Source organism: Paenirhodobacter sp. (assembly GCF_041916475.1).
In the GTDB taxonomy this organism is placed as follows: domain Bacteria; phylum Pseudomonadota; class Alphaproteobacteria; order Rhodobacterales; family Rhodobacteraceae; genus Rhodobacter.
The window spans coordinates 1-23514 of the sequence record NZ_JAYRZN010000032.1 but is presented as its reverse complement, the minus strand read 5'-3'; the positions used below and the strand labels follow the sequence as shown (position 1 = coordinate 23514).

Sequence of the window (23514 nt, the reverse complement as noted above, 5' to 3'; positions counted from 1 at the left end):
ATCTTACCAAGGCGTAAGCGTCAGGCCGGGAAAGGCCGCAGAGCGCGAATGTAGGCCGCGTGCAGCGCATCGGGCGCGACCACAAGGCCATTGGCCTGCGCCGTCGGCGTATTGAAGCGCAGCGCCTCCCCGGCACGATCGCTCGCGATCGCGCCCGCACGCTCTGCAATCAGGCTGGCCGCGGCGATGTCCCATTCCCAGGCCGCGCGCAGCGAGATGGTCGCATCGAACCGCCCTTCGGCCACGAGGCACAGCCGGTAGGCCAGCGACGGGCGGAAACTGCGGTGGTACTCTGGCACCGCATCGCGCCAGTGCCGCGGATCGTCCGAGAGCTTCGAGGTCAGCACCGTGCTGCCTGGGATCTGCGCGGTCTGGCTCGGGTGGATCGGCCGCCCGTTCATCAGCGCAGCCCCGCCCGCGACGGCGGTATAGGTCAGGTTCATCACCGGCAGATGCACCACCCCGGCAACGACCCGCCCCTCCTCCACCACCGCGAGCGCATGGGCAAAGCTGCCCTCATCGTTCAGGAAGGCGCGCGTCCCGTCGATCGGGTCCACCACGAAAATCCGCCGCCGCGTCAGGCGTTCGGCGTCATCGGCGCTCTCTTCGGAGAGCCAGCCATAGTCCGGCCGGGCGCCGCGCAGATGCGCCTCCAGGAGATCGTTGATCGCGATATCCGCCTCGGAGACCGGGCCGAGACCGTCCTCCTTCTCCCAGGCATAGGGCGCGTTCTTCCAATATTGCAGCGCCACAACCCCGGCAGCGCGCGCCGCTTCGGTCAGCAGCGCCAGATCGGCCTCATGCTCAGGCGCCGGCAATGGTCATCCCCTCGACCAGAAGCGACGGCACCACATGGCTCAGATGCAGGCGTGCGTCATTCGCGGGCGTGATCGCACGCAGCATGTCGCGCAGATTGCCCGCCACGGTGCATTCGTTCACCGGGAAGCGAATCTCGCCGTTCTCCACCCAGAAGCCGGAGGCGCCGCGCGAATAATCCCCCGTGGTCGGGTTGATCGTTGCCCCGATGAAGGAGGTGATCAGCAGGCCGGTTCCCATCTGCGCGATCAGCCCGTCGCGGCTCAGCGCCCCTTGCGAAAGGGTCACATTGCCCACCCCCGGCGAGGGCGGCGAGGAGGTGCCGCGCGTGGCGTTGCCGGTACTCGCCAGGCCGAGCTGGCGCCCCGTCCCGAGATCCAGCGTCCAGCCGGTCAGAACCCCGTTCTCCACGATCGCGCGCCGCTGCGCGGGCAGCCCCTCGGCATCGAACGGGCGCGAGCCCACCACCCGCGGCCGCAGCGGATCCTCGATCAGAGACATCCCCGCGGGCAGGACCTGCGTGCCCACCGCGTCGCGCAGCCAGGAGGCGCCGCGCGCGATCGCCTGGCCATTCACCGCGCTCAGCAGATGCGCGATCAGCGAGCCGGCGATGCGCTCATCAAGCAGCACCGGAAAGGCGCCGGTCTTCGGGCGCCGCGGGTTCGCGCGCTCCACCGCCCGCTCGCCAGCCAGCTGCCCGATCTCTGCCGCGGACGGCAGATCCGCCAGATAGATCCGGCTTTCCGCGGCCCAGTCGCGCTCCATGGCGAGTCCCTCGCCCGAGATCGCCACAGCCGAGATTGACCGCGACGTGCGGCCATAGCCGCCGGAAAACCCGTTCGTCGCCGCAATATGCAGCCGCCGCGCCGAATAGGAGGCCGAGGCCGACTGCACCTGGCTCACACCCGCGACCGCCTGCGCCGCAGCTTCCGCGGCCACCGCATCCGCCTCCAGCGCCGCCGCCGCAGGCTCCGCCGACGGGTCCATCAGCTCCAGCGCCGCCACGTCCCAGCCGCGCGCCAGCTGCTCCGGATCTGCGAGCCCCACATAGGGGTCCTCCGGCGCCAGCCGCGCCATCGCCACCGCCCGCGCGGCCACTTCGGCAATGGTTCGCGCGGAAATGTCAGACGCGGAAACGCAGGACTGACGCCGCCCGACCAGCACCCGCAGCCCGATCTCCACCCCTTCGGACCGCTCGGCCTGCTCCAGCTGCCCGCCCCGCACATCAATAGAGACCGCGCGGCCATCCACGGCGATTGCATCGGCGGCTTCCGCACCGGCAGCCTGCGCCGCCTCCAGCAATGCGGCGGTCAGATCGGACAGACGGGTCTCGGACATGGGTTCTCCTTGGCGGACGGATGCCTCTTAGCGGATCCGCTGACCGTTGGCGAGGATCTCTCCGCCCGATTTGAATTCGATCTTCGAGGTATACAGGTCGTCGCCTGCCGGCACGGCATAGAGCCCGAGCATCATGCGCACGAACATCATCTGGTCCTGCGGCACGAGTTTCAGCGCGGCCAGATTGTCCATCAGCCCATTGGCCCCCGCCAGCCGCAGATCGACACTGCCTTCGGGCATCGGCGGCTCGGCGGCATTGTCGAAGCTGACCGCGCCTGCGCCGCTGAGATCCGCGCCCGCCGCAATCAGCTGGAGCTTGTTCAGCGTCACCGTATCGAACCGCAGCGGCAGGCCCTGCTCCTGCGCCGCTTCGGGCGAGAACAGATCGAGCAGCGGATGCGCGGTGCCGCCAATATCCAGCGTCAGGGTCGCGGGCGTGCGGGGCAGCTTCGCCTCCGGGTCGAACAGGCCCCAGACTTCGTCGGAGAGCCGCAGCTCGCTCAGGTTCAGCTTGCCGAGGAACGGCTCCGGCGTATCGCTCTTGCGCATCGGCAGGCTGACATCGAACTGCGCCGCGGCCAGATCGGCCGAGAACGGCATCGGCATGCCCGGCATCTGCACCTTGACCTTGGCGGCCGTGCTGGTGCCCCCATACCGGAAGGCATCGGGCGCCAGCACCATGTTCAGATCGCCCGATTCCGCGCTGCCGTTCAGGGTGGTCACCCCCTTCTCGCCGGTGGTTTCCACCATCCAGGTCGAAACGCCATATTTCGCGGAGCCGCTGGCCCGCGCGCCCTTCGCCAGCGCCGCGCCGAGTTCCTCAACCGAAGTGCCCTCGGGCGTAAACGTGTTGCTGTGCGAGGCCAGATCGGCCAGATCGCCCCGCATCTTCAGGCTGGTGCCATCACCCGCATTCGGGCTGTCGAGCGTCATCTGCACGGATTTCACCGTGAAATCGCTGTCGATCTGCTGGCCCGCGGCCGAACCCAGCCGGTAGTTGCCCTCGATCCCCGAGGCGGTGACCTGCATGGCCATCGGCGCAGCCTTGGAGAGATCGGTCGCGCCCTCCGTGGTGGGGGGCAGCACCTGCTGCATATCCATCACCGCGACCGGGGCGGTCAGGTGATAGACCATCTGATCCTCCGTGCCGGACACAACGGCCTTCGCATCGGTCTGGGTGACGTGGAGCGCCATCTCCATCGGTTCGCCCGCCGGCGGCGCCGAGCGCGACGTGCCGGTGATTTCGCGCGAAAGCGTCACTTCCACCGTGCCATCGCCCTGCTCGCGCAGACGCACCTCGGGCACGACCAGCTGCAGCTCGTCCTGCCCGGTCTTGCTCGACAGCTGCACATCGCGGAGCGACAGCGTATCCCCGGCGCGGGACTGCTCCCCGGTGACGACGGTAAAGCCATAGGAGGCATATTGCTTCTGCCAGGCGGCCCAGACCGCGTCCGCCGTCAGCGCCTGCGCCGCAGTGGTGGAGAGCAGCGAGGCCGCGATCGCGCCCGCCCAGAATTTTCGTGCCATGCTGTGCTCCTCGTGCGGCAAGCCGCGCAGAGCATCCCGTGCGCGGAGGGAATGGTCAAGGGCCGCAAGGCTTGCTACGAAATCGTGTAACGTTTGCAAAGCGAGAGATTTTCCGATGATCCATGTCGAAACCCTCGACAACGTCTGCACTCTCACCATAGACCGCCCCGAGAAGGCAAACTCCCTGACTCGCGAGATGCTCTGCGCCATCGCGGATGCCGCCGAAAGCGCCGCCACCGCGGGCCTTTCGGCCTTCGTGCTGACCGGGCGCGGCAAGGTGTTTTCGGCCGGAGCGGATCTCGATGAGGCGCGCGCGGGCTTGGCCACGGATCCGGTCTGGGAGCGGCTCTCGGGCGCGATCGCCGCCCTGCCCTGCCTCACCATCGCCGCGCTGAACGGCACCCTCGCGGGCGGCGCGATGGGAATGGTGCTGGCCTGCGACCTGCGGCTCGCGGCGCCCGGGGCCAAATTCTTCTATCCGGTGATGAAGCTCGGCTTCCTGCCGCAGCCCTCGGACCCGGTGCGCCTGGCGCGCCTGATCGGCCCGGCGCGCGCCAAGATGATCCTGATGGCGGGGCAGAAGATCGAGGCCGCCGAGGCGTTGAGCTGGGGCCTGATCGACCGGATCGTCGCCCCGGAAACCCTGCCCGAAACGGTGACGGCCCTCACGGCCGATGCGCGCGGCGCGCGACCGGCGCATGTGGGCGCGATCAAGGCGATGATCGGCTGAACGCCGCCCGGCTCAGGCGTAGACGGCTTCCTTGCCGAAATGCTTGACCAGCAGATAGTAGAACACCGCGCGATACTTGTTGCGCTCCGAGCGGCCATAGGTCTCCACCACGGCGTCGATGGCTTCCATCAGCGCCGGGCCATCGGCCAGCCCCAGCTTCTTCACCAGGAAGTTGTTCTTGACGGTTTCAAGCTCGGAGCTGTCGGAGGCGGAAACCGTCTCCGCATCGGCGTCATAGATCGCGGGGCCGCAGCCGATGGTGACCTTGGTCAGCAGGTCCATGTCCGGCGTCATGCCGCACTTGGCCTTCAGATCCTCGGCGTATTTGGCGATAAGGTCGTCTCTCTTGCCCATGGCTCCCCCAAGTCGGTTCCGCGGCCCCGGAGCGGGGCCAACGGCTCGAGCCTAAGCCAGACCGCCCGGATTACAAGGAAATTCGGGCGGCCGCAGGGGTCAGTAGCGGTAGTGCTCGGCCTTGAACGGGCCCTCCACCGTCACGCCGATATAGGCGGCCTGGTCGGGGCGCAGCTCGGTCAGCTTCACCCCGATCTTCTTCAGGTGCAGCCGCGCGACCTTCTCGTCGAGCGCCTTCGGCAGGATATACACGCCGGGCTTGTACTCCTCACCCTTGGTGAAAAGCTCTATCTGCGCCAGCACCTGGTTGGTGAAGGAGGCGGACATCACGAAGCTCGGGTGCCCGGTGGCATTGCCGAGGTTCAGCAGCCGGCCTTCGGAGAGCAGGATGATCCGGTTGCCCGAGGGCATCTGGATCATGTCCACCTGGTCCTTGATGTTCGTCCACTTGTGGTTGCGCAGCGCAGCGACCTGGATCTCGTTGTCGAAATGGCCGATGTTGCCGACGATGGCCATGTCCTTCATCGCGCGCATGTGCTCGATGCGGATCACGTCCTTGTTGCCGGTGGTGGTTACGAAAATGTCGGCGCTATCGACCACATCTTCCAGCACGACAACCTCATAGCCGTCCATCGCCGCCTGCAGCGCACAGATCGGATCGACCTCGGTCACCTTCACCCGGGCGCCCGCGCCGCTGAGGCTCGCGGCAGATCCCTTGCCCACATCGCCATAGCCACAGACCACGGCGACCTTGCCCGCCATCATCACATCGGTCGCGCGGCGGATCCCGTCCACCAGCGATTCCTTGCAGCCGTATTTGTTGTCGAACTTGGATTTCGTGACGCTGTCATTCACGTTGATCGCCGGGAACGGCAGCAGGCCCTTCTTGTGCAGATCGTAAAGCCGGTGCACGCCGGTGGTGGTTTCTTCCGAAACGCCCAGGATCGCATCGCGCTGCTTCGCGAACCAGCCCGGCGACGCGGCCATGCGCTTGCGGATCTGCGCGAACAGCGCCACTTCCTCGTCCGAGGTCGGCACCGCGATCAGGTCGGTCTCCCCCGCCTCGACGCGCGCGCCGAGCAGGATATAGAGCGTCGCATCGCCGCCATCATCGAGGATCATGTTCGCCGTGCCTTCGGCGAACTGGAAGATCTGGTCGGTATAGGTCCAGTATTCCTCCAGGCTCTCGCCCTTCACCGCAAACACCGGCGTGCCGCTGGCGGCGATCGCTGCCGCCGCATGGTCCTGCGTGGAGAAAATGTTGCACGAGGCCCAGCGGACATCGGCGCCCAGTGCCTTCAGCGTTTCGATCAGCACCGCGGTCTGGATCGTCATATGCAGCGAGCCTGCGATGCGCGCGCCCTTCAGCGGCTGGCGCGGGCCATATTCCTCGCGGCAGGCCATCAGGCCCGGCATCTCGGTCTCGGCGATGTCGAGCTCCTTGCGGCCGAAATCGGCCAGCGCGATATCCTTGACGATGTAATCCTTCATGCCCGGCTCCTTCTGTTGCGCGCGAGGTTTATCACCTCGGCCCGCCACGGGCAATCAGCGCGGCGCCCTAGACCGGAAGCAGCTTCTCCGCCCGCAGCCGCGCCAGAGGATCATCCCCCGCGGCCCAGCCAATCCCCGAGGACACGACGCAGGATACCCCATCCGCCCGGGTGTAGAGGGCCGTCCAGGTGCCCGCCGGATCAGAGGCCCAGAGCTCTACCGAGCGGCCCATTTCGAGCGGCGCCTTCAGCCGTGGCCGCTCGCGGAACTCCTGCCCCAGCACGGTGCGCAGCACCCCATGACGGTCGCAATAGGGCACATCGGCCGATTGCGCCGCGCCGATTTCCGTCACCGCGTCAAACACCGTGAGGTCGCCATAGGCCGGGCCGCCCAGATCGTCCATCGGGCGCCCCGTGGCGGCATAGCCCGGCTCCATCTCCTCCTGCGGCAGCGGCAGGGCCGCGGGCAGCGCCGCCAGCGCGGCCAGCGTGGCAAGGGTCAGCGGATTGAGCGGCATCGGGCGTCCTTTCCGTCAGGGTCATCGCGTCAACGTGATCTGGGCGAATTGGTTCCGGAACGCCGCGATTGCCATGGTTTACACCGCCCGGCGCATTCGCTAGCACGGGAGCCCAACGGACGGAGGCGCGCGATGAAACGGGCATGGCAAAGGATGCTGTCGGGGCGCAGGCTCGATCTGCTGGACCCGAGCCCCTTCGACATCGAGATCGAGGATATCGCGCACGGTCTCGCCTTCGTCGCGCGCTGGAACGGGCAGACGCTGGGCGATTATGCCTATTCGGTGGCCGAGCATTCCTTGCTGGTGGAGGAGATTTTCGGCCGGATCAGCCCCGCCGCTCCGCCCCGCTGGCGGCTGGCAGCGCTTTTGCACGATGCGCCCGAATATGTGCTGGGCGATATGATCAGCCCGGTCAAGGCCGCCATCGGCACCGGCTACGGCGAGCTGGACGCGCGGCTCTGTGCGGCGGTGCATATCCGCTTCGGCCTGCCCGCCGCGATTCCGGCCTCCATCAAGAAGGCGATCAAGCGCGCAGATACCGTTTCGGCCCGGCTGGAGGCCGAGCAGATTGCGGGATTTTCCTGTCAGGAAGCGGACAAGATCTTCGGCCGCCCCGATGCGGGGCTTGTCGAGGGGCTTGCGATCCGCTTGCGTCCCCCCGCCGAGGTGCGCGCCGCCTATCTGGCGCGCCACCGCGAGCTGCTTTCGCAGCTCAGCGGTTGAAGGTGTATTCGCCCTTGTGCGCGGCGCGCGGCGCATAGCCACCCATCGCCAGGGTCAGTACTTCTGCCAACATACGGATCATTTTCTGATCTCCAAATTCCTGCGTATGGCGCCTATTTGTGCGACCGGCGAAGATTTTGCGAGTCACAAATTCTGCGCCGTATGTTAGACAAACTAACACATGAGCGAAATCGACTGGAGACATATGCCGCCCCTGACGGCGCTGCGTGCCTTTGCAGCAACCGCCCGCGAGGGCGGGTTCAGTGCCGCGGCCCGCAAGCTGAATGTAACCCACGCTGCCGTCCAGCAGCAGGTGCGCGCATTGGAGGCGGAGCTGGGCGTGGCGCTGCTGTGGCGCGATGGCAGGATCCTGCATCTGACACCCGAGGGCGAACGGCTGGCCGCGGCGCTGTCGGACGGGTTTCTCATGATCCAGTCCGCGCTCGAGGTGTTGCGCGCCCATCATGCCGAACGCCCGCTCACCGTGACGCTGCCGCCGGCCTTCGCGGCGGAATGGCTGATGCCGCGGCTGGCGCGGTTCTGGAAGCGGCATCCGGAGCTGGCGCTGTCGCTGCTGCCGGAGCAGCGCGCGGTGGACCTGCGCGAATCCGGGGCGGATCTGGGCATCCGGTTCGGCAACGGGCACTGGCCCGGGGTGGCGGCGGATTACCTCACCGCGGCGCCGCAGGTGGTGGTGGCGGCGCCGGAGCTGCTGGGCGGGCGCACGAAACTCTCGCTGCGCGAGATGTCCACCATGCCCTGGATCCGCGAGGGCGACTGGCCCGAGCAGATGCAGCTGCTCGAATCCATCGGGCTGAAGCCCGCGGCGCTGAAATTCGTGGATTTCCCCAATGAGGAGCTGGCGCTTTCGGCTGCGCGCGAGGGGATCGGCCTGCATCTGGAGACTGACGCGCTGATCCAGGAGGATGTGCGGCTGGGCTGGCTGGTGCGGATCCGCGAGCTGAAGGATGAGAGCCTCGGCTATTATATCGTGCGCCCGCAGGGGCCGCTGAATGCCGCCGCAAAGATCTTCATCGATTGGCTGAAGGCCGAGGTGGCGCCCGGCTGATCGGGCTGGCGCCGGAGCGCGGGCCATGGTCTAAGAGGGCGACGCGGGAGACACAGATGCAGGAAAGCCGAGAGATTACCGGCGCCGTCGGCAAGGCCGAAGCCGAGGCGGGCCATCCGCCCACCGATGCGCGGGTGCTGCGCGATGCGCTCGGCCGCTTCGCGACCGGGGTGACCATCGTCACCACCCGCACCGCCGAGGATGGCGCCCCGATCGGCATCACCGCGAACAGCTTCGCCTCGGTCTCGCTCGATCCGCCGCTGGTGCTGTGGTCGGCGGCGCGCGCCTCGATGCGCCATCAGCATTTCGCCGCGGCGCAGGCCTTCGCGATCCATGTCCTGCGCGAAGACCAGGAGGCGCTGGCCCGCCATTTCACCCGCGATGGCATGGCGTTCGACGGGCTGGACTGGGCCTCCGCCGAGGGGCTGCCGGTGCTGCGCGGGGTGCTGGCCCGCTTCGAATGCGTGACCGAGGCCACCCATGAGGGCGGCGATCACACCATCATCATCGGCCGGGTAACCCGCTTCATGCAGGATCCGGGCGCGCGGCCGCTGCTGTTCAGCGGCGGCAAATTCGCCCGCCTCGCGCCCGGCGTCTAAGCCAGGCTGTCGCGCAGGCGCGCCAGCGCAGCCTCCGTCGCGGCGATTTCCGTCGCCTCGAAATCGGCGAGCGCTTCGCGCGCAATTGCGGCGGCGTCGCCGCTCAGCCCGGCCACCAGCCGCTCCAGCAGCGCGAAAGCCGCATATTCGCCACGCGACACCAGCGGCACCGCCCGGTCGACCAGTACCCGCGCCTCCGAAGCTGGAAGCGCCCCCCCTGCCCCTTCCACAAGCTGCAGCTGCACGCTGCGCAACGCGGCGAGGCAGGAGGCCGCCTCCGCGCAGAAGCCGGGCAGCAAGGCCCGCACCGCCTCCAGCTCGCGGGCGCGCCCGGCCGCTTCCAGCTGCTGCGCCTGCTCGACCAGCCGCGCCGCGCCGAAATAGCCCGCCGTCCCCTTCACCCGATGGGCAAGCTCGGCCAGCCCGGCAATATCGCCCGCCTCCAGGAACCCGGCGGCCTCGCGATCCATCGCGCCAAAATCGCGCAGGAACCCGTTCACGAACCGCTGCAGCCGCGGCGTGGCGCCGAAGCGCTGCCGCAGCGAGGCGATGTCGATTGCCGGGGCATGCGCGGCTTCCGGCCCGTGCCCCATCGCCAGCAGCAGCGCCCGGTACAGCGCCGCCTCGTCGATCGGCTTCGTCAGATGCCCGGTCATGCCCGCGGCCAGGCTCTGCGCCTGATCCTCGGCGCGGGCCTGCGCCGTCAGCGCAATCACCGGCAGCCCCTCCCAGCCCGGATTGCGGCGGATCTCGCGCGCGGCCTCCAGCCCGCTCATCACCGGCATGTGCACGTCCATCAAGACCGCATCGAACTGCCCGCCCTGCAGCTTCTCGATCGCGTCGCGCCCGTTCACCGCGGTCACGACCTCCGCCCCGGCCAGCTCCAGAAAATCGCTTGCAACCTCGCGGTTCAGCGCATTGTCATCGGCCACCAGGACCCTGCGCCCGCTCAGCAGCGTGGCCATGTCGCGCGCGGGCACAGGCGCGGCGCGCGGGCGCGGCACGGCGCTCAGCACCCCGTTCAGCGTGTTGAACATCACCGAGGGCGTGACCGGCTTGTGCAGCACCGCATCCACTCCCGGCTGCTCCGCCAGCCCTGCCGGGCCATAGGCGGTGATCATCAGCACCGCGGGAAGCTTCGGCAAGGTCAGCGTGGAGGACAGGCGCCGGATCAGCTCCATCCCATCCATGCCCGGCATGCGCAAGTCCACCAGCATCACGTCGAACCCGCCCCCGGCCAGCGCCTCCTGCGCAAGCAGGCGCAGCGCGGTGGGCGCATCGGAGGCCGCGCGCACCGACATGCCGAAGCCTTCAAGCATTTCCGACAGCGCCATGCGGGCGCTGGCGTTATCGTCCACGATCAGGGCCCGGCGCCCGCGCAGCTGCCCCGTGGGCAGCGCGGGCCCCGGCGGCGCTTCCTCCTCCGCTACCGGCTCCAGCGCGACGGTGAAGAAGAACCGGCTGCCTTCGCCCGGCGTGCTTTCTACCCAGATCTCGCCGCCCATCATCGTCACCAGCTGGCGCGAAATCGCGAGCCCGAGCCCGGTGCCGCCATAGCGGCGCGGAATATCGGCGCCGCCCTGCACGAAGGGCCGGAACAGACCCGGTATCTGCTCCTTGCTGAGCCCGATGCCGGTATCGCGCACCTCGAACAGCAGCCGCACCCCGTGCCCCGCAGGCACCGGCCGCACCAGGACCACGACATCGCCCGTCTCGGTGAACTTGATCGCATTGCCGACGAGGTTCGTCAGTACCTGTCCCAGCCGCAGCGGGTCGCCGCGGACCACCTGCGGCGTATCGGGCGCGACCGAGAAGGCGAGCTCCAGCCCCTTTTCCTCTGCCCGCAGCGCATTGACCGAGCTGACCGTATCCAGCATCTGCTCCAGCCGGAACACCTTGTTCTCCAGCAGCAGCCGCCCCGCCTCGATCTTGGAGAAATCCAGAATGTCGTTGATCAGATCCAGCAGGACATTGGCGGAGGTGTTGATCTTGCGCAGGTAATCGCGCTGCTTCGCCGGGGAGACCGTGTGCTGCGCCAGCCGCGACATGCCGATCAGCGTATTCATCGGCGTGCGCAGCTCGTGGCTCATCGTCGCCAGGAAATCGCTCTTGGCCCGCTCCGCGGCCTCGGCCGCCTCCTTGGCCGATTGCAGCGCCAGCGCCGCTTCGCGCTCCACCGTGATGTCGATGGAGATCCCGTCCCAGACCATCCGGTTGCCGGTGGCGCGCCGCAGCGCCGCCCGGGTATGGACCCACAGGATACCGCCGTCGCGCCCCGTTAACCGGCACTCGAGATCGATCACATCGCCCACCCTGTGCGGGCGCAGCAGCGCCCGGTAGACGGCGCGCCGATCGGCCGGATGGATCGCCCGGGCCAGCCGCTCGGGCTCCGCGATGATCTGCTCCGGCGCGAGGCCGATCAGCCGCTCCACCCCCGCGCTGATATAGGCCACGACAGGTAGCCGCCCGCCGCGCCGCTCCAGCCGCAGGATCAGCCCGCTCGGCAGGTTGTCCGCCAGCAGGAACAAAAGCTCGGCCTGCTCCCGCCGCTCGCTGATATCCTGCACGATGCCGATGATGCGCGTCACCCGGCCATTTTCGTCGCGGATCGCCTGGCCCTGCAGCCAGGCCGGGAAATGCCGCCCGTCGCGGCGCAGGTGCAAAAGCTCCATCCCATAGGGCGTGCCGGAGCGCGCGCAGCATTCGATCGCGGCCTCGATGCGGCGGAAGGTCTCCTCATCCACCATATCGCGCAGATCCTCCATCCGGAGCGGCTGATCATCCGGGTGCCCGTTCATCTCGCGCAAGGTAGGCGAGGAGGTGAAATCCCCGGACTGCGGATCGAAGGTCCAGCTGCCGATCCGGGCGAGCCGCTCGGCCTGCATCAGCATCGCGTAGTTTTCGCGCAGCGCGGCCTCGGCCTGACGGCTTTCCGCGAGGCTCCGGCGCAGCGCGGCCTCCGCGCCATCGAGCGCCACGCGCAGCGTGTCGAATTCCGCAATCAGGGTCGGCGGCATCGCCGCATAGCGCGCCACCCCATCCACATCCGAGGCAATCCGCGCGGAGCGCTCGGCCAGTGCCTTGATCGGGCGCAGCACCCGGCCGACCAGCATGATCGCGAGAGCAAGCGCCGCCGTGATCGTGACCGCCGCCGCCCCGATCATCGCATGCAGCGGCTCCTGCCAGCGCGCATCGAAGGTTTCGGCAGGCTCCCCCGCCACCGCCATCCAGCCCGGGGTATGCTCGATACGCTGGAAGGCGAAGACGATCTCCTGGCCCTCAAGCGTGCGCGCGCGGAACGAGCCCGCATCCGCGTTCAGCGCCGTGAGTACGTCCCAGTCCGGCACCATCCGCCCGATCACCGCCTCGCCATCGACCGAACGGTTGATGATGCGCCCCTTGCCATCGGTGATCGCCATCATGACGCCGCCGTCGGCCTTCGATTCACGCGCCAGCGCCCCGAACAGGCGGCTGGAGCGCGCGGTGATCACCGCGACCCTGTCCGCCTCCGGGCTGCGCGCGATCGGCAGGACGAGCGAGACCATGGACGGCGTGCCGCCGCCGGGAGGCTGCAGGAAATTGGTGAGCCGCGCTTCGCCATTGCGCATCGCACCAGCCACGGCGGCGGCGAGATCCGGATCGAGGCCCGCCGCCGGCGGATCCAGAATGTCGCCGTTACGGCGCACATGATAGATGGCATGCGTGCCGCCGATCCGCTCCGCCACGGCCGCGAGCTCATTCGTGCCGAAGCCGCCCGACCCAGAGCTGACCCGCAGCAGCCGCTGCAGCATGGACATCTCGCTGACCGTGGAGCGCGCGACGATATGCGCGCTTTCCATCAGCTGGCGCGTGGAGATCTCGCGCTGCGACTGGCCGGCCTTCATCAGCGTCAATGCGAGAATGACCAGGGTCGGCACGAGCGCAATCAGGATGACCGCGATCAGCGTCGTCGCCAGCGAATACCGCCGCAGCGCAATCGGAAACGGCATAAAACAGCCTCGAATGGAGAAAATCTTGAACGATACTGGGTTTGATTATTGGGAATTCGCGCCCGGATGCAATCAGAACGGACAGGGCGCGGCAAATGTCAGGAACTGCCCCCCGTCCGGATGCCGCAACCGCAGGCTTTCCGCATGCAACATCAGCCGCGGAAAATCCCGCGCAGGCCCTTCGGCATAGAGCGGGTCGCCCAGGATCGGGTGCCCGAGCTCCTTCATATGTACGCGCAGCTGATGGCTGCGCCCGGTCAGCGGCGTGAGCCTTACCCGCGTGGTGCCGTCCTCGTGGCGCATCACCCGCCAGTCCGTCTGCGCGGGGCGGCCGTTTTCATGGTCCACATGCTGGCGCGGCCGGTTCGGCCAGTCCACGCAGAGCGGAAGATCGACCCGGCCCTGCTTCGGCTCCAGCGTGCCCCAGAGGCGGGCGACGTAGTGCTTCTTCGTCTGGCGGTGCTCGAACTGCAGCCCGAGGTGGCGCTGCGCATGCGGGGTCAGGCCAAAGACCATCACCCCCGATGTATCCAGATCCAGCCGATGCACCAGCAGTACGGTGGGGAAGGCGCCGCGGAGCCGGTTGATCAGGCAATCGGCCCGGTCCTCGCCCCGCCCGGGCACGGACAGCAGGCCCGCGGGCTTGTCCACCACCAGGATCTCGTGATCGGCATGCAGGATGCGCGGCTGCGCCTCGGTCGGGCGATAGACGAAGTCCTCCGTCATGCCGCCACCAGCCGCGCCGCGAGGCCCGCGAACATCACCGAGGCCACCCGGTTCATCACCCGCATCCGCCGCGCGAGCCGCGCCCCGAGCCAGCCCGCCACAAGGCCATAGCCCACCGTCACCACCGTGCCCGAGACACAGAACGCCCCGCCGAGGAGCAGCATCTGCTGCCAGACCGGCCCCCAGGCCGGGTCGGTGAACTGCGGCAGCCAGGCGATCATGAACAGGATCACCTTCGGATTCAGGATATTGGTCAGGAAGCCCCGGCGAAAGGCCGCCACCGGGCTTCGCAGCCCGCCCTGCGCCTCTGCGCCCCCGGCGTGCCAGCTGCGCCACGCGAGCCAGAGCAGATAGCCCGCCCCAAACCAGCGGATCGCGCCGATCGCACCCGGCTGCGCCGCGATCAGCGCGCCGAGGCCCAGAGCCGCCGCCAGCGCATGCACGAGCCCGCCGGCGCCGGTGCCAAGGCCCGCCGCCGCCCCCGCCTTCGGCCCGCCCTGCGCGCCCGAGGCCGTCGCGAACAGCACATCCGCGCCCGGCGTGAGATTCAGCACCAGCGCCCCGCCCAGAAAGGCCGCCAGCGCGGCCGCCGGCATGTTCAAGAAGGTTTCCCACATGGCCCCGATCCTTTCGGGCCCCTCCTAGCCTATGGCGCGGCCGCCGTCACCTCGACTTCGACGAGGAATTCGGGCCGCGAGAAACCCGAGACGATCACCAGCGTCGAGGCGGGCAGCCGCGTGACGCCCTGCAGCCAGGCGTCCCGCGCCGCCATATAGGCCGGGAAATGCGCGCGATCGGTCACGAAGGCATTGATCCGGATCACGTCGGCCGGCCCCATCCCCGCCGCGGCCAGGATCGCGCCGCAATTGGCAAAGCACAGCGCCGCCTGCTCCGCCACGCCCGCGGGCGCCACATCCTCCGGCCCGACGCCAAGCTGCCCGGAGGTCATCACCAGCCGCCAGCCCGCGGGCACCTCCACGCCATTGGCATAGCGGCCGAAGGGCGGGCGGATCGCGGGCGGGTTGAGCATTTTCATCGGCATCTCCTTCGCGCGCAGCCTGCCCGCCCCGTGGGCGCAGCGCCACAAATCCGGGCAGCGGCGCGAGCGCGATCAGGCAACGCCCCGAAAACATGCGCATGCGCCGGAAAGGCGCCCAAATCCCGGGCGGCATTAGCTTTCCGGCAGGCGGCACCCGGGCGGCACAGACCGGCATGGGCGGCACAATCTAGGCTGGTGGGGAGAATCACAGCCCCAGCGGCGGAGCCCGGAGTCCATGATGCGCAAGATCGTCCTTTCCTTCCTGCTGGCGGGCACCGCCACGGCGGCATCGGCCAATACGGCGGTGACCTTCGGCACCAACTGGCTCGCCCAGGCCGAGCATGGCGGCTTCTATCAGGGGGTGGCGGATGGCACCTATGCCGCCTGCGGGCTCGACGTGACGATCATGCCGGGCGGCCCGCAGGTGAACAACCGCGCGCTGATGATGGCAGGCAAGATCGACTTCAACATGGGCGGCAACCTGCTCGAGCAGTTCTCGGCGGTGCAGGAGGGGATCCCGCTGAAGGCGGTGATGGCGGCGTTCCAGAAGGAGCCGCAGGTGATCCTGACCCATCCGGGCAAGGCCAGGACCTTCGAGGACCTGAAGAAGCTGAAGCTGTTCATCGGCGATGCGGGCTATGCCTCCTACTACCAGTGGATGATGAAGGCCTATGGCTTCACCGAAGACCAGCGCGCCGTCTATACCTTCAACCCCGCGCCCTTCATTGCCGACGCGGACAGCGGCATGCAGGGCTATCTCTCCTCCGAGCCGCTGATGGTGGAGAAGGAGGGCAAGTTCAAACCCGATGTCTGGCTTCTGGCCGATGCGGGCTATTCGACCTATTCGACCCTGATCGAGGCGATGGACAGCACGATCACCGGCAAGCCCGAGGTGGTGAAATGCTTCGTCGAGGGCTCGATCAAGGGCTGGTACAGCTACCTGTATGGCGACAATGCGGCCGCCAACGCCATGATCAAGAAAGACAACCCCGACATGACCGACGAGCAGATCGCCTTTGGCATCGGCGAGATGAAGGCCAAGGGGATCGTCGATTCGGGCGATACCGAGACCAAGGGCATCGGCGTGATGACCGATGCCCATGTGAAGGACTTCTTCGACAAGATGGCCGCGGCCGGGGTGCTGCCCGCGGATCTGGATTACAAGGCGGCCTATACGCTTGATTTCGTGGGCAAGGGCGTGGGCATGGAGCTGAAGAAGTAAGCCCATGGTCGTGACCTGGCGCAGGCCGAAGCCGATCGGGGAACGCCCGGTGCTGATGCGGATGGAGGCGGTGGACAAGGCCTTCCGCGGCGGCATCGTGGCGCTGCGCGAGATGGACCTGAGCGTGCATGAGGGCGATTTCATCTCGCTCCTCGGCCCATCGGGCTGCGGAAAGTCCACCGCGCTGCGGCTGATCGCGGGGCTGATGCGGCCCACGCGCGGCGCGATCCGCTGGCAGGGCGCGGCCGAGATCGGCGTTGTGTTCCAGGAGCCCACGCTGATGCCCTGGGCCACGGTGGAGGAGAACGTCTTCCTGCCGTTCCGCCTGAAGGGGCGCCGGTTCGTGGAGGTGGCCGAAGACATTGCGCTCGCGCTGCGGCTGGTGGGGCTGGAGCGCTTCGCCCGGGCCTATCCGCGCGAGCTTTCCGGCGGGATGCGGATGCGGGTCTCGATCGCGCGCGCCATGGTCACCCGCCCGAAGCTGATCCTGATGGACGAACCCTTCGCCGCGCTCGACGAGATCACCCGCCACAAGCTCAACGCCGACCTGCTGGAATGGAAGGAGAAGATCGACGCCACGGTGATTTTCGTCACCCATTCGGTGTTCGAATCCGTCTTCCTGTCGGACCGGATCGTGGTGATGGCGGCGCGCCCGGGCCGGGTGCTGCGCGAGTTGGCCGTGGATGCGCCCTATCCGCGCGGCGAGGCCTTCCGCACCTCGGCCGATTATGCCGCGCTGTGCCGCGGCGCATCGGCCGCGCTGCACGAGGCGATGGGAGAACCCGCATGAGCGATACGCTCGTCGATGCGGGCGAAATCGCCCGGGCCAGGGCCGAGCGGCGCGACCGGGTCTTGCGCTGGCTGCTGCCCGCGCTCACGGTGGCGGCCGTCATCCTGCTCTGGGACCGGGTCGTGACCTGGGGCAGCATTCCGCACTATATCCTGCCGGGGCCGGGGCTGGTGGTGCAGACGCTGGTGAAGGACTGGGCCATCCTGTTCCCGGCGCTGCTGGTCACGCTGCGGATCACGCTGATGGCGCTTGCGGTGGCGGTGCTGGGCGGCGTCGGCCTCGCGGTGCTGTTCAGCCTCAGCCGCTGGGCGGGCATGTGCTTCTATCCTTTCGCGGTGATCTTGCAGGTGACGCCGGTCGTCTCCATCGCGCCGCTGATCTTCATCTATGTGGACAACCGGATGGTGGCGCTGCTCCTGTGCGCCTGGATCGTGGCCTTCTTCCCGATCCTGTCCAACACCTCGCTCGGCTTGCGCTCCACCGATCCGAACCTGCGCGACCTCTACACGATCTATGGCGCCAGCCGCTGGCAGAGGCTGCGCTACCTGCAGCTGCCCACCGCGCTGCCCTATTTCCTCGGCGGGCTGCGGATCGCGGGCGGGCTCAGCCTGATCGGCGCGGTGGTGGCGGAATATGTGGCGGGGACGGGGGGCATCGGCTCCGGCCTCGCCTTCCGGATCCTGGAGGCGGGCTACCGGCTGAACATTCCGCGCATGTTCGCGGCCCTGCTGCTGATTGCCGCAACCGGCGTGGTGATCTTTGCCGTGCTGAGCCTGCTCAGCCATCTTATGCTGCGCAAATGGCACGAGAGCGCCGTGAAACGGGAAAGCTGATGGACTTCCTTACCCTGCCCCCGGGCCCCTTGCGCCTGACCAACCTGACCGCGCCCGCCTGCCTGCTGGACGCGCCGGGCGATCTGGTGCGGCTCGACCTGACCATCGCCGAGGGCCGGATCAGCGATGCCCCCGCCCCCGAGATCGACATGCGCGGCGCGATGGTGTTCCCGGCCTTCGTGGACATGCATACTCACCTCGACAAGGGCCATATCTGGCCCCGCGCGGCCAACCCGGACGGCACCTTCGACGGCGCCCTCGCCACCGTGGCCGCGGACCGCACCGCGAACTGGGCGGCAGAGGATGTCCGCGCGCGGATGGATTTCGCGCTGCGCTGCGCCTTCGCGCATGGCACCAGCGCGATCCGCACCCATCTCGACGCGCTGGCGCCGCAGGATGCGATTTCGTTTCCGGTCTTCGCCGAGATGCGCGCCGAATGGACAGGCCGGATCGAGCTGCAGGGCTCCTGCCTCGTGCCGATCGACATCGTGGAAGAAGGTGGCCCTTTCGCCCGCACCGCGACCATCACCGCGAAATCGGGCGGCGTTCTGGGCGCGGTGACCTATCCGGTCAACGATCTGCGCCGGCGGCTGCGGGTGTTTCTGGACCACGCCATGCGCCGCGGCCTGCACGCCGATTTCCATGTGGACGAAACTGGCGATGCACAGGTGGCGACGCTGCGGGTGATTGCCGAAACCGTGCTGGAAGCCGGGTTCGATGCGCCGGTCACGGTCGGGCACTGCTGCTCGCTCGCGGTGCAGCCGGAGGCGGAGGCGCTGGCGACGCTCGATCTCGTGGCGAAGGCCGGGCTCAATGTCGTCAGCCTGCCGATGTGCAACATGTATCTGCAAGACCGCCAGGCGGGCCGCACACCCCGCTGGCGCGGCGTGACGCTGGTGCATGAAATGGCTGCGCGCGGCATCAACGTGAGCTTCGCCTCCGACAATACCCGCGACCCGTTCTATGCCTATGGCGACCTCGACATGCTCGAGGTGATGCGCGAGGCCACCCGGATCGCGCAGCTGGATCATACCCGCACCGATTGGCCGCGGGCCTTCACCATGAACCCCGCGCGGGCCTGCGGCTTCGTCCCCCCCAGCCTCGCGCCCGGCGCGCCGGCCGATCTCGTCATCACCCGCGCGCGCAGCTGGACCGAGCTTTTCGCCCGCCCGCAGGCCGACCGCATCGTGCTGCGCCGCGGCCGGCAGATCGACCGCACCCTCCCCAATTATGCCGAACTCGACGGATTGATGAGATGAATATCGACGCCGCCAAAGCCGCCCTGTCGCATATGGAAATCGAGGATACGCCCTCGGCCCTGCGCGCGAAAAGCCGGGATTTCTTCTGGTATTCGCCGGTGCTGAAGGCGCGGCTCGACCATGTGCAGGCGGATTTCATCCTCTGCCCGAAGGGCGAGGCGGAGGTGATCGCGGCGCTGCGCGTGTGCCATGCCCATGACGTGCCGGTTACCGTGCGCGGCGCGGGCACCGGCAACTACGGCCAGGCGATGCCGCTCGCGGGCGGCTGCGTCATGCATATGAAGAACATGGACCGGGTAAAGGACATCGCCCCCGGCCGCGTGGTCACCGAGCCGGGGATCGTGATCCGCGATCTCGATGCCGCCACCCGCGCCCATTCGGCGCAGGAGCTGCGGATGACCCCTTCCACCGCCGGCACGGCGACCATCGGCGGCTTCGTCGCGGGCGGCTCGGGCGGGGTCGGCTCCGTCCGCTGGGGCGCGCTGCGCGACCCGGGCAACATCCTGCGCCTGCGGGTCGTGTCGATGGAGGCCGAGCCGCAGATCCACGATTTCACCGGCGACGAGCTGCACCGCGTCAGCCATGCCTATGGCACCAACGGCATCATCACCGAGATCGAGCTGCCGCTCGCCCCCGCCTACGACTGGATCGGCGCCTTCATCGCCTTTACCGATTTCGACGCCGCCACCCGCTTCGGCGCGGCGCTGGCCGATCAGGACGGGATCCTGGTGAAGCTCATTACGCTGTGCGAGGCCCCCACCGCCGCGCGCTATTTCCAGCGCTTCCGCGGCCATGTGGCCGAGGCCGATCATGTGGTGCTGCTGATGGTAGCGCCACAGTCGATCGCGGCGGTGGAGACCTTCCTCTCCGGCTGGCCCGGGCGCCTGATCTACCGTTCGGACCGGGGCGGATGGGACCGTGACCCGGGCCTTGCCTATGAATATGGCTGGAACCACACCACACTGCGGGCGCTGAAGGTCGACCCCGACATCACCTACCTGCAGGTGCGCTACCACGGCCCCGGGATGCTCGACACCATCGCCGCAGTGCGGGCGCGCTTCGGGCCGGAGCTGATCCAGCATCTGGAAGCGATGCGCGAGAATGGCCGCACCATCTATGCCGGGCTCACGCTGGTGCATTTCAGCACCGAAGAGCGGCTCGACGAGATCATCCGCATTCATGAGGAAATGGGCGCGATGATCTTCAACCCGCACCGCTACACGCTCGAAGAGGGCGGGCGGCAGGCCACGGATGCGCGCCAGCTCGCTTTCAAGCGCGAGGCCGATCCGAAGGGCCTGCTGAACCCGGGCAAGATGATCGCCTGGGACAGCCCCGGCTGGGACTATATCCGGATGTACGACTGGCCCGGGATGCGCCGATGACCCGCGCCTTCGTCCTCCATGCCCATCCCTGCACCGAGAGCTACAGCGCCGCGCTCCATGGCGTCGTGACGCGGACGCTCACGGCGCGCGGCTGGCAGGTGGACGGGTGCGACCTCTATGCCGAAGGGTTCGATCCGCTCCTCTCGGCCGAGGAGCGCCGCGGCTATCACGACATCGGGCCGAACCTGCTGCCGGTCGCGGATTACGTCCAGCGCCTGCGGGCGGCCGATGCGCTGATCCTGGTGGCGCCGGTCTGGAATTATGGCTTCCCGGCGATCCTGAAAGGTTTCTTCGACCGGGTGTTCCTGCCCGGCGTTTCGTTCCGCATGGCCGGCGGGGTGACCCGCCCGGCCCTCACCCATATGTCGCGGCTCTGCGCCGTCACCACCTATGGCGGCAGCCGGATGAAGGCGCTCTGGGCGGGCGATCCGCCGCGCCGGATCGTCACGCGGGTGCTGCGCGCCACGACCAACCCGGCGCGGATGCGGTATCTTGCGCTCTATGACATGAACCGGGCCGACGACGCCCGGCGGACCGCGTTCCTGGACCGGGTCCGGAAGGAAATGGAGGTCTTCTGATGCGCGCGCTCGTGGTCTATTGCCACCCGGATCCGCAAAGCTTCACCGCCGCGGTGCGCGCGCTGGTGGAGGAGAAGCTCAGCGCAGCGGGGGCGGAAACCCGGACCCTCGATCTCTATGCCCGCGGCTTCAGCCCCGCACTCGCGCAGCAGGAATGGCAACGCTATCTGGAGGGCGCGCATGAGGGCGTGGCCGAAGACGTGGCCGCGCTGCGCTGGTGCGATACGCTGATCTTCGTCTATCCGACCTGGTGGTATGGCCTGCCCGCCATGCTGAAGGGCTGGCTCGACCGGGTGCTGCTGCCCGATGTGGCCTTCCTGATGCCCGACGAGACCCACCGCAACATCCGCCCGGGGCTGCGCCACATCGCGCGTCTGGGCGTGTTCACCACCGGGGGCGCCTCGCGCCTGCTGACGTTCTTCGTCGGCGCGCCGGGCAAACGCACGCTGCTGCGCGGACTCGGGCAGCTCTGCGCACCGCGCCGCCGCACCGCCTTCGCGATGCATTACGGCATGGACAGCTCCACCGCAGAGAGCCGCATGCGGCATCTGACCCGGGTGAGCCGCGAGATGGACCGCCTGATCGGCCCCCTGCCCCGCACGGCCGAGGCCCGCGCATGAGCCGGCTGGACTGGGCGCAGCGCCGCGCCCCCGAATTCGCCGCGCCCGACCCGATGCGCACGATCGCGATCCTGCCCACCGCCGCGATCGAGCAGCACGGCCCGCACCTGCCCGTGGGCACCGACACGCTGATCATGGAGGGAATGCTGGCCGAGCTGCGCCGCCAGCTGGCTGTCCTGCCCGATGCGCCGGATGTGCGGATCCTGCCGGTGCAGGCGGTGGGCAAATCGAACGAGCACCTCTGGGCGCGCGGCACCCTCACGCTCAGCGCCGAAACCGCGCTCCGGGTCTGGACGGAAATCGGGCTTTCGGTTGCGCGCGCCGGGATTCGCAAGATCGTTCTCATCAACAGCCACGGTGGCAACCTGGACCTGATCTCGATCCTCTCGCGCGAGCTGCGGGTGCGGGCGGGGATGTTCGCGGTGAAATGCCAGTGGACGGGCTTCGGCACGCCCGAGGGGATGTATCCGCCGCGCGAGCTGGCCTACGGCATCCACGGCGGCGATATGGAGACCTCGCTGATGCTCGCCTTCGCACCGGAAACGGTGGACATGACGGCGGCACAGGATTTCGCCTCTAGCGCCGAGGCGGGCGGGGTGCCGCCCGTCGGGCCGCTCTCCTACGGCTGGATCGCCTCCGATCTGAACCCGGCCGGGACGGTCGGGAACGCGGCCGCGGCGCGGGCGGACAAGGGCCAGGCCACGGCCGCGCATCAGGTCGCGGGCATGATTGCGCTCCTGCGCACCGTGGCGGAGCGGCCAATTGATAACTTGGCTCCGGTAGACGTTACGGTTTGGTAAGCATTGCGGCCTAGGATCAGGTGAACAGATTGTGTCGGAGTCTGCGCGATGATTCTCAGTGCCGAAGCCCTTGGTGATGCCCTCATCGTTCACATCGGTGAAGAACGTATCGATGCGGCCATCGCCATCCGCTTCAAGGACCGCATGCGCGAGGTGACGATCCAGCCCGCGCCGCGCGTGATCCTCGACATGTCCCGGGTTACGTTTCTGGACAGTTCCGGGCTCGGAGCCCTCGTTGCGGTCATGAAATTCCTGGCGCCAGCCCGCCGTCTGGAGTTGGCCTCGCTGCGCCCGAACGTCCAGAAAGTTCTTAATCTCACCCGGATGGACACCGTTTTCAGGATCTATCCGGACATCAGCAGCGCGGTTTCGGAAGGTCTGCGAAATGCGGGCTGACTCCGCCCTTTATATGCATCTGGACGCGGTGGAAGCCCCCACAAGCTCGGTCGCGTTCCACTACAGTTTCGAAGCGGATCCGCTTTCGGTCCGCACAGCCCTCTTCGATACCCTCGGATGGCTCGGATGCCAGCTCTCGGAGGACGACGCCGGAAATCTGGAGCTCGTCCTCGCGGAGATCTTCAACAACATCGTCGAGCATGGCTATAAGGAAACGGGCCGCGGCACGATTGTCCTGTCGATCTATCCACAGAACGACTCGCTGCTTTGCTCTGTCGGCGACGCCGGCCCCGCCCTGCCCGATACCTGTCTGCAATTCCTCGAATGTCAGCGCCCCGTGCCGGAGAATCTGCCCGAGGGCGGGTTCGGCTGGTATCTCGTACGTGATCTGGTGCAGGATCTGGAATACAAACGAGAGAACGGCCGTAATCAGCTCTGGTTCCGCCTGCCGCTCAGCCGGGAGCCGATCCGGGAGCTTTTTCCGTTACGCTGAGACAGGATACGCTGCGTCCAGCGCCTGCCCTGTTTCTTTGCACCGCGCCTTGGCATAGAGCCAGTCGCTCCGCCGCGAACGCTTCGCCTTGCCCCCGTGACCTGCCACGGGAGTTTTCCTCCATCTGCGATTAGAGTCCGGCCCATGGAGAGGACGGACGATGAAGAAGGCACGACTGACGGAAGAGCAGATCATTGGCATCTTGCAGGAGCATGAGGCTGGC

The 23514-nt window shown here is 67.9% G+C and carries 24 protein-coding genes; 14 read left to right on the top strand and 10 right to left on the bottom strand.

The window, feature by feature from the left end; genetic code table 11:
- Positions 1 to 20: 20 nt before the first annotated feature.
- Genes ACOMG5_RS13470 through ACOMG5_RS13460 form a run of 3 tightly spaced genes read right to left on the bottom strand, consistent with a single transcriptional unit; the run spans position 21 to position 3681 of the window.
- A complete protein-coding gene (locus tag ACOMG5_RS13470; protein ID WP_420344316.1) occupies positions 21 to 818 on the bottom strand; it encodes a 3'(2'),5'-bisphosphate nucleotidase CysQ in 798 nt (265 codons plus the stop codon).
- Positions 805 to 2154 (bottom strand): TldD/PmbA family protein, encoded by a 1350-nt coding sequence (locus ACOMG5_RS13465; RefSeq protein ID WP_420344315.1) that lies wholly within the window; start codon positions 2152 to 2154, stop codon positions 805 to 807. The genes ACOMG5_RS13470 and ACOMG5_RS13465 overlap by 14 nt, the downstream gene beginning before the upstream one ends.
- 27 nt (positions 2155 to 2181) lie before the next feature.
- Positions 2182 to 3681, bottom strand: a complete 1500-nt coding sequence (locus tag ACOMG5_RS13460; protein WP_420344314.1) for a DUF2125 domain-containing protein — start codon at positions 3679 to 3681, stop codon at positions 2182 to 2184.
- A gap of 115 nt (positions 3682 to 3796) precedes the next feature.
- Between ACOMG5_RS13460 and ACOMG5_RS13455 the strand changes: the two genes are divergently transcribed.
- Complete coding sequence (locus tag ACOMG5_RS13455) at positions 3797 to 4411, top strand: enoyl-CoA hydratase/isomerase family protein (protein WP_420344313.1); 615 nt, start codon at positions 3797 to 3799, stop codon at positions 4409 to 4411.
- A gap of 12 nt (positions 4412 to 4423) precedes the next feature.
- On the opposite strand, the gene ACOMG5_RS13450 is transcribed toward ACOMG5_RS13455, so the two are convergent.
- The 3 genes from ACOMG5_RS13450 to ACOMG5_RS13440 all read right to left on the bottom strand — a co-directional run bounded on the left by ACOMG5_RS13450 (position 4424) and on the right by ACOMG5_RS13440 (position 6773).
- Positions 4424 to 4765, bottom strand: a complete 342-nt coding sequence (locus ACOMG5_RS13450; RefSeq protein WP_420344312.1) for a DUF2853 family protein — start codon at positions 4763 to 4765, stop codon at positions 4424 to 4426.
- Between the two features lie 99 nt (positions 4766 to 4864).
- Positions 4865 to 6256, bottom strand: coding sequence for an adenosylhomocysteinase (ahcY, locus tag ACOMG5_RS13445; RefSeq protein ID WP_420344311.1), 1392 nt, complete (start codon positions 6254 to 6256; stop codon positions 4865 to 4867).
- A 67-nt stretch (positions 6257 to 6323) separates the two neighbouring features.
- Positions 6324 to 6773, bottom strand: a complete 450-nt coding sequence (locus ACOMG5_RS13440) for a hypothetical protein (RefSeq protein WP_420344310.1) — start codon at positions 6771 to 6773, stop codon at positions 6324 to 6326.
- A gap of 132 nt (positions 6774 to 6905) precedes the next feature.
- Here ACOMG5_RS13440 and ACOMG5_RS13435 point away from each other — a divergent pair, with 132 nt between their 5' ends.
- The 3 genes from ACOMG5_RS13435 to ACOMG5_RS13425 all read left to right on the top strand — a co-directional run bounded on the left by ACOMG5_RS13435 (position 6906) and on the right by ACOMG5_RS13425 (position 9164).
- Positions 6906 to 7496 carry a hypothetical protein gene (locus tag ACOMG5_RS13435; RefSeq protein WP_420344309.1) on the top strand — a complete coding sequence of 197 codons (591 nt, stop codon included), beginning with the start codon at positions 6906 to 6908 and terminating at the stop codon, positions 7494 to 7496.
- Between the two features lie 181 nt (positions 7497 to 7677).
- Positions 7678 to 8565 carry a LysR family transcriptional regulator gene (locus tag ACOMG5_RS13430; protein WP_420344308.1) on the top strand — a complete coding sequence of 296 codons (888 nt, stop codon included), beginning with the start codon at positions 7678 to 7680 and terminating at the stop codon, positions 8563 to 8565.
- A gap of 56 nt (positions 8566 to 8621) precedes the next feature.
- On the top strand, positions 8622 to 9164 hold the full coding sequence (locus ACOMG5_RS13425; protein ID WP_420344307.1) for a flavin reductase family protein: 543 nt from the start codon (positions 8622 to 8624) through the stop codon (positions 9162 to 9164).
- Here ACOMG5_RS13425 and ACOMG5_RS13420 read toward each other — a convergent pair.
- The 4 genes from ACOMG5_RS13420 to ACOMG5_RS13405 form a co-directional block, all read right to left on the bottom strand.
- Complete coding sequence (locus tag ACOMG5_RS13420) at positions 9161 to 13153, bottom strand: response regulator (RefSeq protein ID WP_420344306.1); 3993 nt, start codon at positions 13151 to 13153, stop codon at positions 9161 to 9163. The genes ACOMG5_RS13425 and ACOMG5_RS13420 overlap by 4 nt on opposite strands.
- A 72-nt stretch (positions 13154 to 13225) precedes the next feature.
- Positions 13226 to 13879 (bottom strand): pseudouridine synthase, encoded by a 654-nt coding sequence (locus ACOMG5_RS13415; RefSeq protein WP_420344305.1) that lies wholly within the window; start codon positions 13877 to 13879, stop codon positions 13226 to 13228.
- Positions 13876 to 14496 (bottom strand): LysE family translocator, encoded by a 621-nt coding sequence (locus ACOMG5_RS13410; protein WP_420344304.1) that lies wholly within the window; start codon positions 14494 to 14496, stop codon positions 13876 to 13878. The genes ACOMG5_RS13415 and ACOMG5_RS13410 overlap by 4 nt, the downstream gene beginning before the upstream one ends.
- Before the next feature lie 29 nt (positions 14497 to 14525).
- Positions 14526 to 14915: a RidA family protein gene (locus ACOMG5_RS13405; RefSeq protein ID WP_420344303.1), complete on the bottom strand. Its 390-nt coding sequence runs from the start codon at positions 14913 to 14915 to the stop codon at positions 14526 to 14528.
- 241 nt (positions 14916 to 15156) lie between these two features.
- Here ACOMG5_RS13405 and ACOMG5_RS13400 point away from each other — a divergent pair, with 241 nt between their 5' ends.
- From ACOMG5_RS13400 to ACOMG5_RS13355, 10 genes are read left to right on the top strand one after another with little or no spacing between them, the layout of a single operon-like run.
- Positions 15157 to 16140 (top strand): ABC transporter substrate-binding protein, encoded by a 984-nt coding sequence (locus tag ACOMG5_RS13400; protein ID WP_420344302.1) that lies wholly within the window; start codon positions 15157 to 15159, stop codon positions 16138 to 16140.
- A gap of 4 nt (positions 16141 to 16144) precedes the next feature.
- Positions 16145 to 16930 (top strand): ABC transporter ATP-binding protein, encoded by a 786-nt coding sequence (locus tag ACOMG5_RS13395; RefSeq protein ID WP_420344301.1) that lies wholly within the window; start codon positions 16145 to 16147, stop codon positions 16928 to 16930.
- A complete protein-coding gene (locus tag ACOMG5_RS13390) occupies positions 16927 to 17763 on the top strand; it encodes an ABC transporter permease (RefSeq protein WP_420344300.1) in 837 nt (278 codons plus the stop codon). The genes ACOMG5_RS13395 and ACOMG5_RS13390 overlap by 4 nt, the downstream gene beginning before the upstream one ends.
- A complete protein-coding gene (locus ACOMG5_RS13385) occupies positions 17763 to 19022 on the top strand; it encodes a cytosine deaminase (RefSeq protein ID WP_420344299.1) in 1260 nt (419 codons plus the stop codon). Before ACOMG5_RS13390 ends, ACOMG5_RS13385 begins: the two co-directional genes overlap by 1 nt.
- Entirely contained in the window at positions 19019 to 20404 is a 1386-nt protein-coding gene (locus ACOMG5_RS13380) for an FAD-binding oxidoreductase (protein WP_420344298.1), read from the top strand. Before ACOMG5_RS13385 ends, ACOMG5_RS13380 begins: the two co-directional genes overlap by 4 nt.
- Complete coding sequence (locus tag ACOMG5_RS13375; protein WP_420344297.1) at positions 20401 to 20982, top strand: NAD(P)H-dependent oxidoreductase; 582 nt, start codon at positions 20401 to 20403, stop codon at positions 20980 to 20982. The genes ACOMG5_RS13380 and ACOMG5_RS13375 overlap by 4 nt, the downstream gene beginning before the upstream one ends.
- The gene (locus ACOMG5_RS13370; protein ID WP_420344296.1) at positions 20982 to 21602 is read left to right on the top strand and encodes an NAD(P)H-dependent oxidoreductase; all 621 of its coding nucleotides are present in this window, start codon (positions 20982 to 20984) and stop codon (positions 21600 to 21602) included. Before ACOMG5_RS13375 ends, ACOMG5_RS13370 begins: the two co-directional genes overlap by 1 nt.
- The gene (locus ACOMG5_RS13365; protein WP_420344295.1) at positions 21599 to 22402 is read left to right on the top strand and encodes a creatininase family protein; all 804 of its coding nucleotides are present in this window, start codon (positions 21599 to 21601) and stop codon (positions 22400 to 22402) included. Before ACOMG5_RS13370 ends, ACOMG5_RS13365 begins: the two co-directional genes overlap by 4 nt.
- A gap of 48 nt (positions 22403 to 22450) precedes the next feature.
- Positions 22451 to 22798 carry an STAS domain-containing protein gene (locus ACOMG5_RS13360; RefSeq protein WP_420344294.1) on the top strand — a complete coding sequence of 116 codons (348 nt, stop codon included), beginning with the start codon at positions 22451 to 22453 and terminating at the stop codon, positions 22796 to 22798.
- Positions 22788 to 23291: an ATP-binding protein gene (locus ACOMG5_RS13355; protein WP_420344293.1), complete on the top strand. Its 504-nt coding sequence runs from the start codon at positions 22788 to 22790 to the stop codon at positions 23289 to 23291. The genes ACOMG5_RS13360 and ACOMG5_RS13355 overlap by 11 nt, the downstream gene beginning before the upstream one ends.
- The last annotated feature ends 223 nt before the right edge of the window (positions 23292 to 23514 follow it).

Coding starts and splice junctions, on each gene's coding strand:
- ACOMG5_RS13465 (WP_420344315.1), bottom strand. CDS start 2,154: ATGTCCGAGACCCGTCTGTCCGATCTGACCGCCGCATTGCTGGAGGCG.
- ACOMG5_RS13460 (WP_420344314.1), bottom strand. CDS start 3,681: ATGGCACGAAAATTCTGGGCGGGCGCGATCGCGGCCTCGCTGCTCTCC.
- ACOMG5_RS13455 (WP_420344313.1), top strand. CDS start 3,797: ATGATCCATGTCGAAACCCTCGACAACGTCTGCACTCTCACCATAGAC.
- ACOMG5_RS13450 (WP_420344312.1), bottom strand. CDS start 4,765: ATGGGCAAGAGAGACGACCTTATCGCCAAATACGCCGAGGATCTGAAG.
- ahcY (WP_420344311.1), bottom strand. CDS start 6,256: ATGAAGGATTACATCGTCAAGGATATCGCGCTGGCCGATTTCGGCCGC.
- ACOMG5_RS13440 (WP_420344310.1), bottom strand. CDS start 6,773: ATGCCGCTCAATCCGCTGACCCTTGCCACGCTGGCCGCGCTGGCGGCG.
- ACOMG5_RS13435 (WP_420344309.1), top strand. CDS start 6,906: ATGAAACGGGCATGGCAAAGGATGCTGTCGGGGCGCAGGCTCGATCTG.
- ACOMG5_RS13430 (WP_420344308.1), top strand. CDS start 7,678: ATGAGCGAAATCGACTGGAGACATATGCCGCCCCTGACGGCGCTGCGT.
- ACOMG5_RS13425 (WP_420344307.1), top strand. CDS start 8,622: ATGCAGGAAAGCCGAGAGATTACCGGCGCCGTCGGCAAGGCCGAAGCC.
- ACOMG5_RS13420 (WP_420344306.1), bottom strand. CDS start 13,153: ATGCCGTTTCCGATTGCGCTGCGGCGGTATTCGCTGGCGACGACGCTG.
- ACOMG5_RS13415 (WP_420344305.1), bottom strand. CDS start 13,879: ATGACGGAGGACTTCGTCTATCGCCCGACCGAGGCGCAGCCGCGCATC.
- ACOMG5_RS13410 (WP_420344304.1), bottom strand. CDS start 14,496: ATGTGGGAAACCTTCTTGAACATGCCGGCGGCCGCGCTGGCGGCCTTT.
- ACOMG5_RS13405 (WP_420344303.1), bottom strand. CDS start 14,915: ATGAAAATGCTCAACCCGCCCGCGATCCGCCCGCCCTTCGGCCGCTAT.
- ACOMG5_RS13400 (WP_420344302.1), top strand. CDS start 15,157: ATGCGCAAGATCGTCCTTTCCTTCCTGCTGGCGGGCACCGCCACGGCG.
- ACOMG5_RS13395 (WP_420344301.1), top strand. CDS start 16,145: ATGGTCGTGACCTGGCGCAGGCCGAAGCCGATCGGGGAACGCCCGGTG.
- ACOMG5_RS13390 (WP_420344300.1), top strand. CDS start 16,927: ATGAGCGATACGCTCGTCGATGCGGGCGAAATCGCCCGGGCCAGGGCC.
- ACOMG5_RS13385 (WP_420344299.1), top strand. CDS start 17,763: ATGGACTTCCTTACCCTGCCCCCGGGCCCCTTGCGCCTGACCAACCTG.
- ACOMG5_RS13380 (WP_420344298.1), top strand. CDS start 19,019: ATGAATATCGACGCCGCCAAAGCCGCCCTGTCGCATATGGAAATCGAG.
- ACOMG5_RS13375 (WP_420344297.1), top strand. CDS start 20,401: ATGACCCGCGCCTTCGTCCTCCATGCCCATCCCTGCACCGAGAGCTAC.
- ACOMG5_RS13370 (WP_420344296.1), top strand. CDS start 20,982: ATGCGCGCGCTCGTGGTCTATTGCCACCCGGATCCGCAAAGCTTCACC.
- ACOMG5_RS13365 (WP_420344295.1), top strand. CDS start 21,599: ATGAGCCGGCTGGACTGGGCGCAGCGCCGCGCCCCCGAATTCGCCGCG.
- ACOMG5_RS13360 (WP_420344294.1), top strand. CDS start 22,451: ATGATTCTCAGTGCCGAAGCCCTTGGTGATGCCCTCATCGTTCACATC.
- ACOMG5_RS13355 (WP_420344293.1), top strand. CDS start 22,788: ATGCGGGCTGACTCCGCCCTTTATATGCATCTGGACGCGGTGGAAGCC.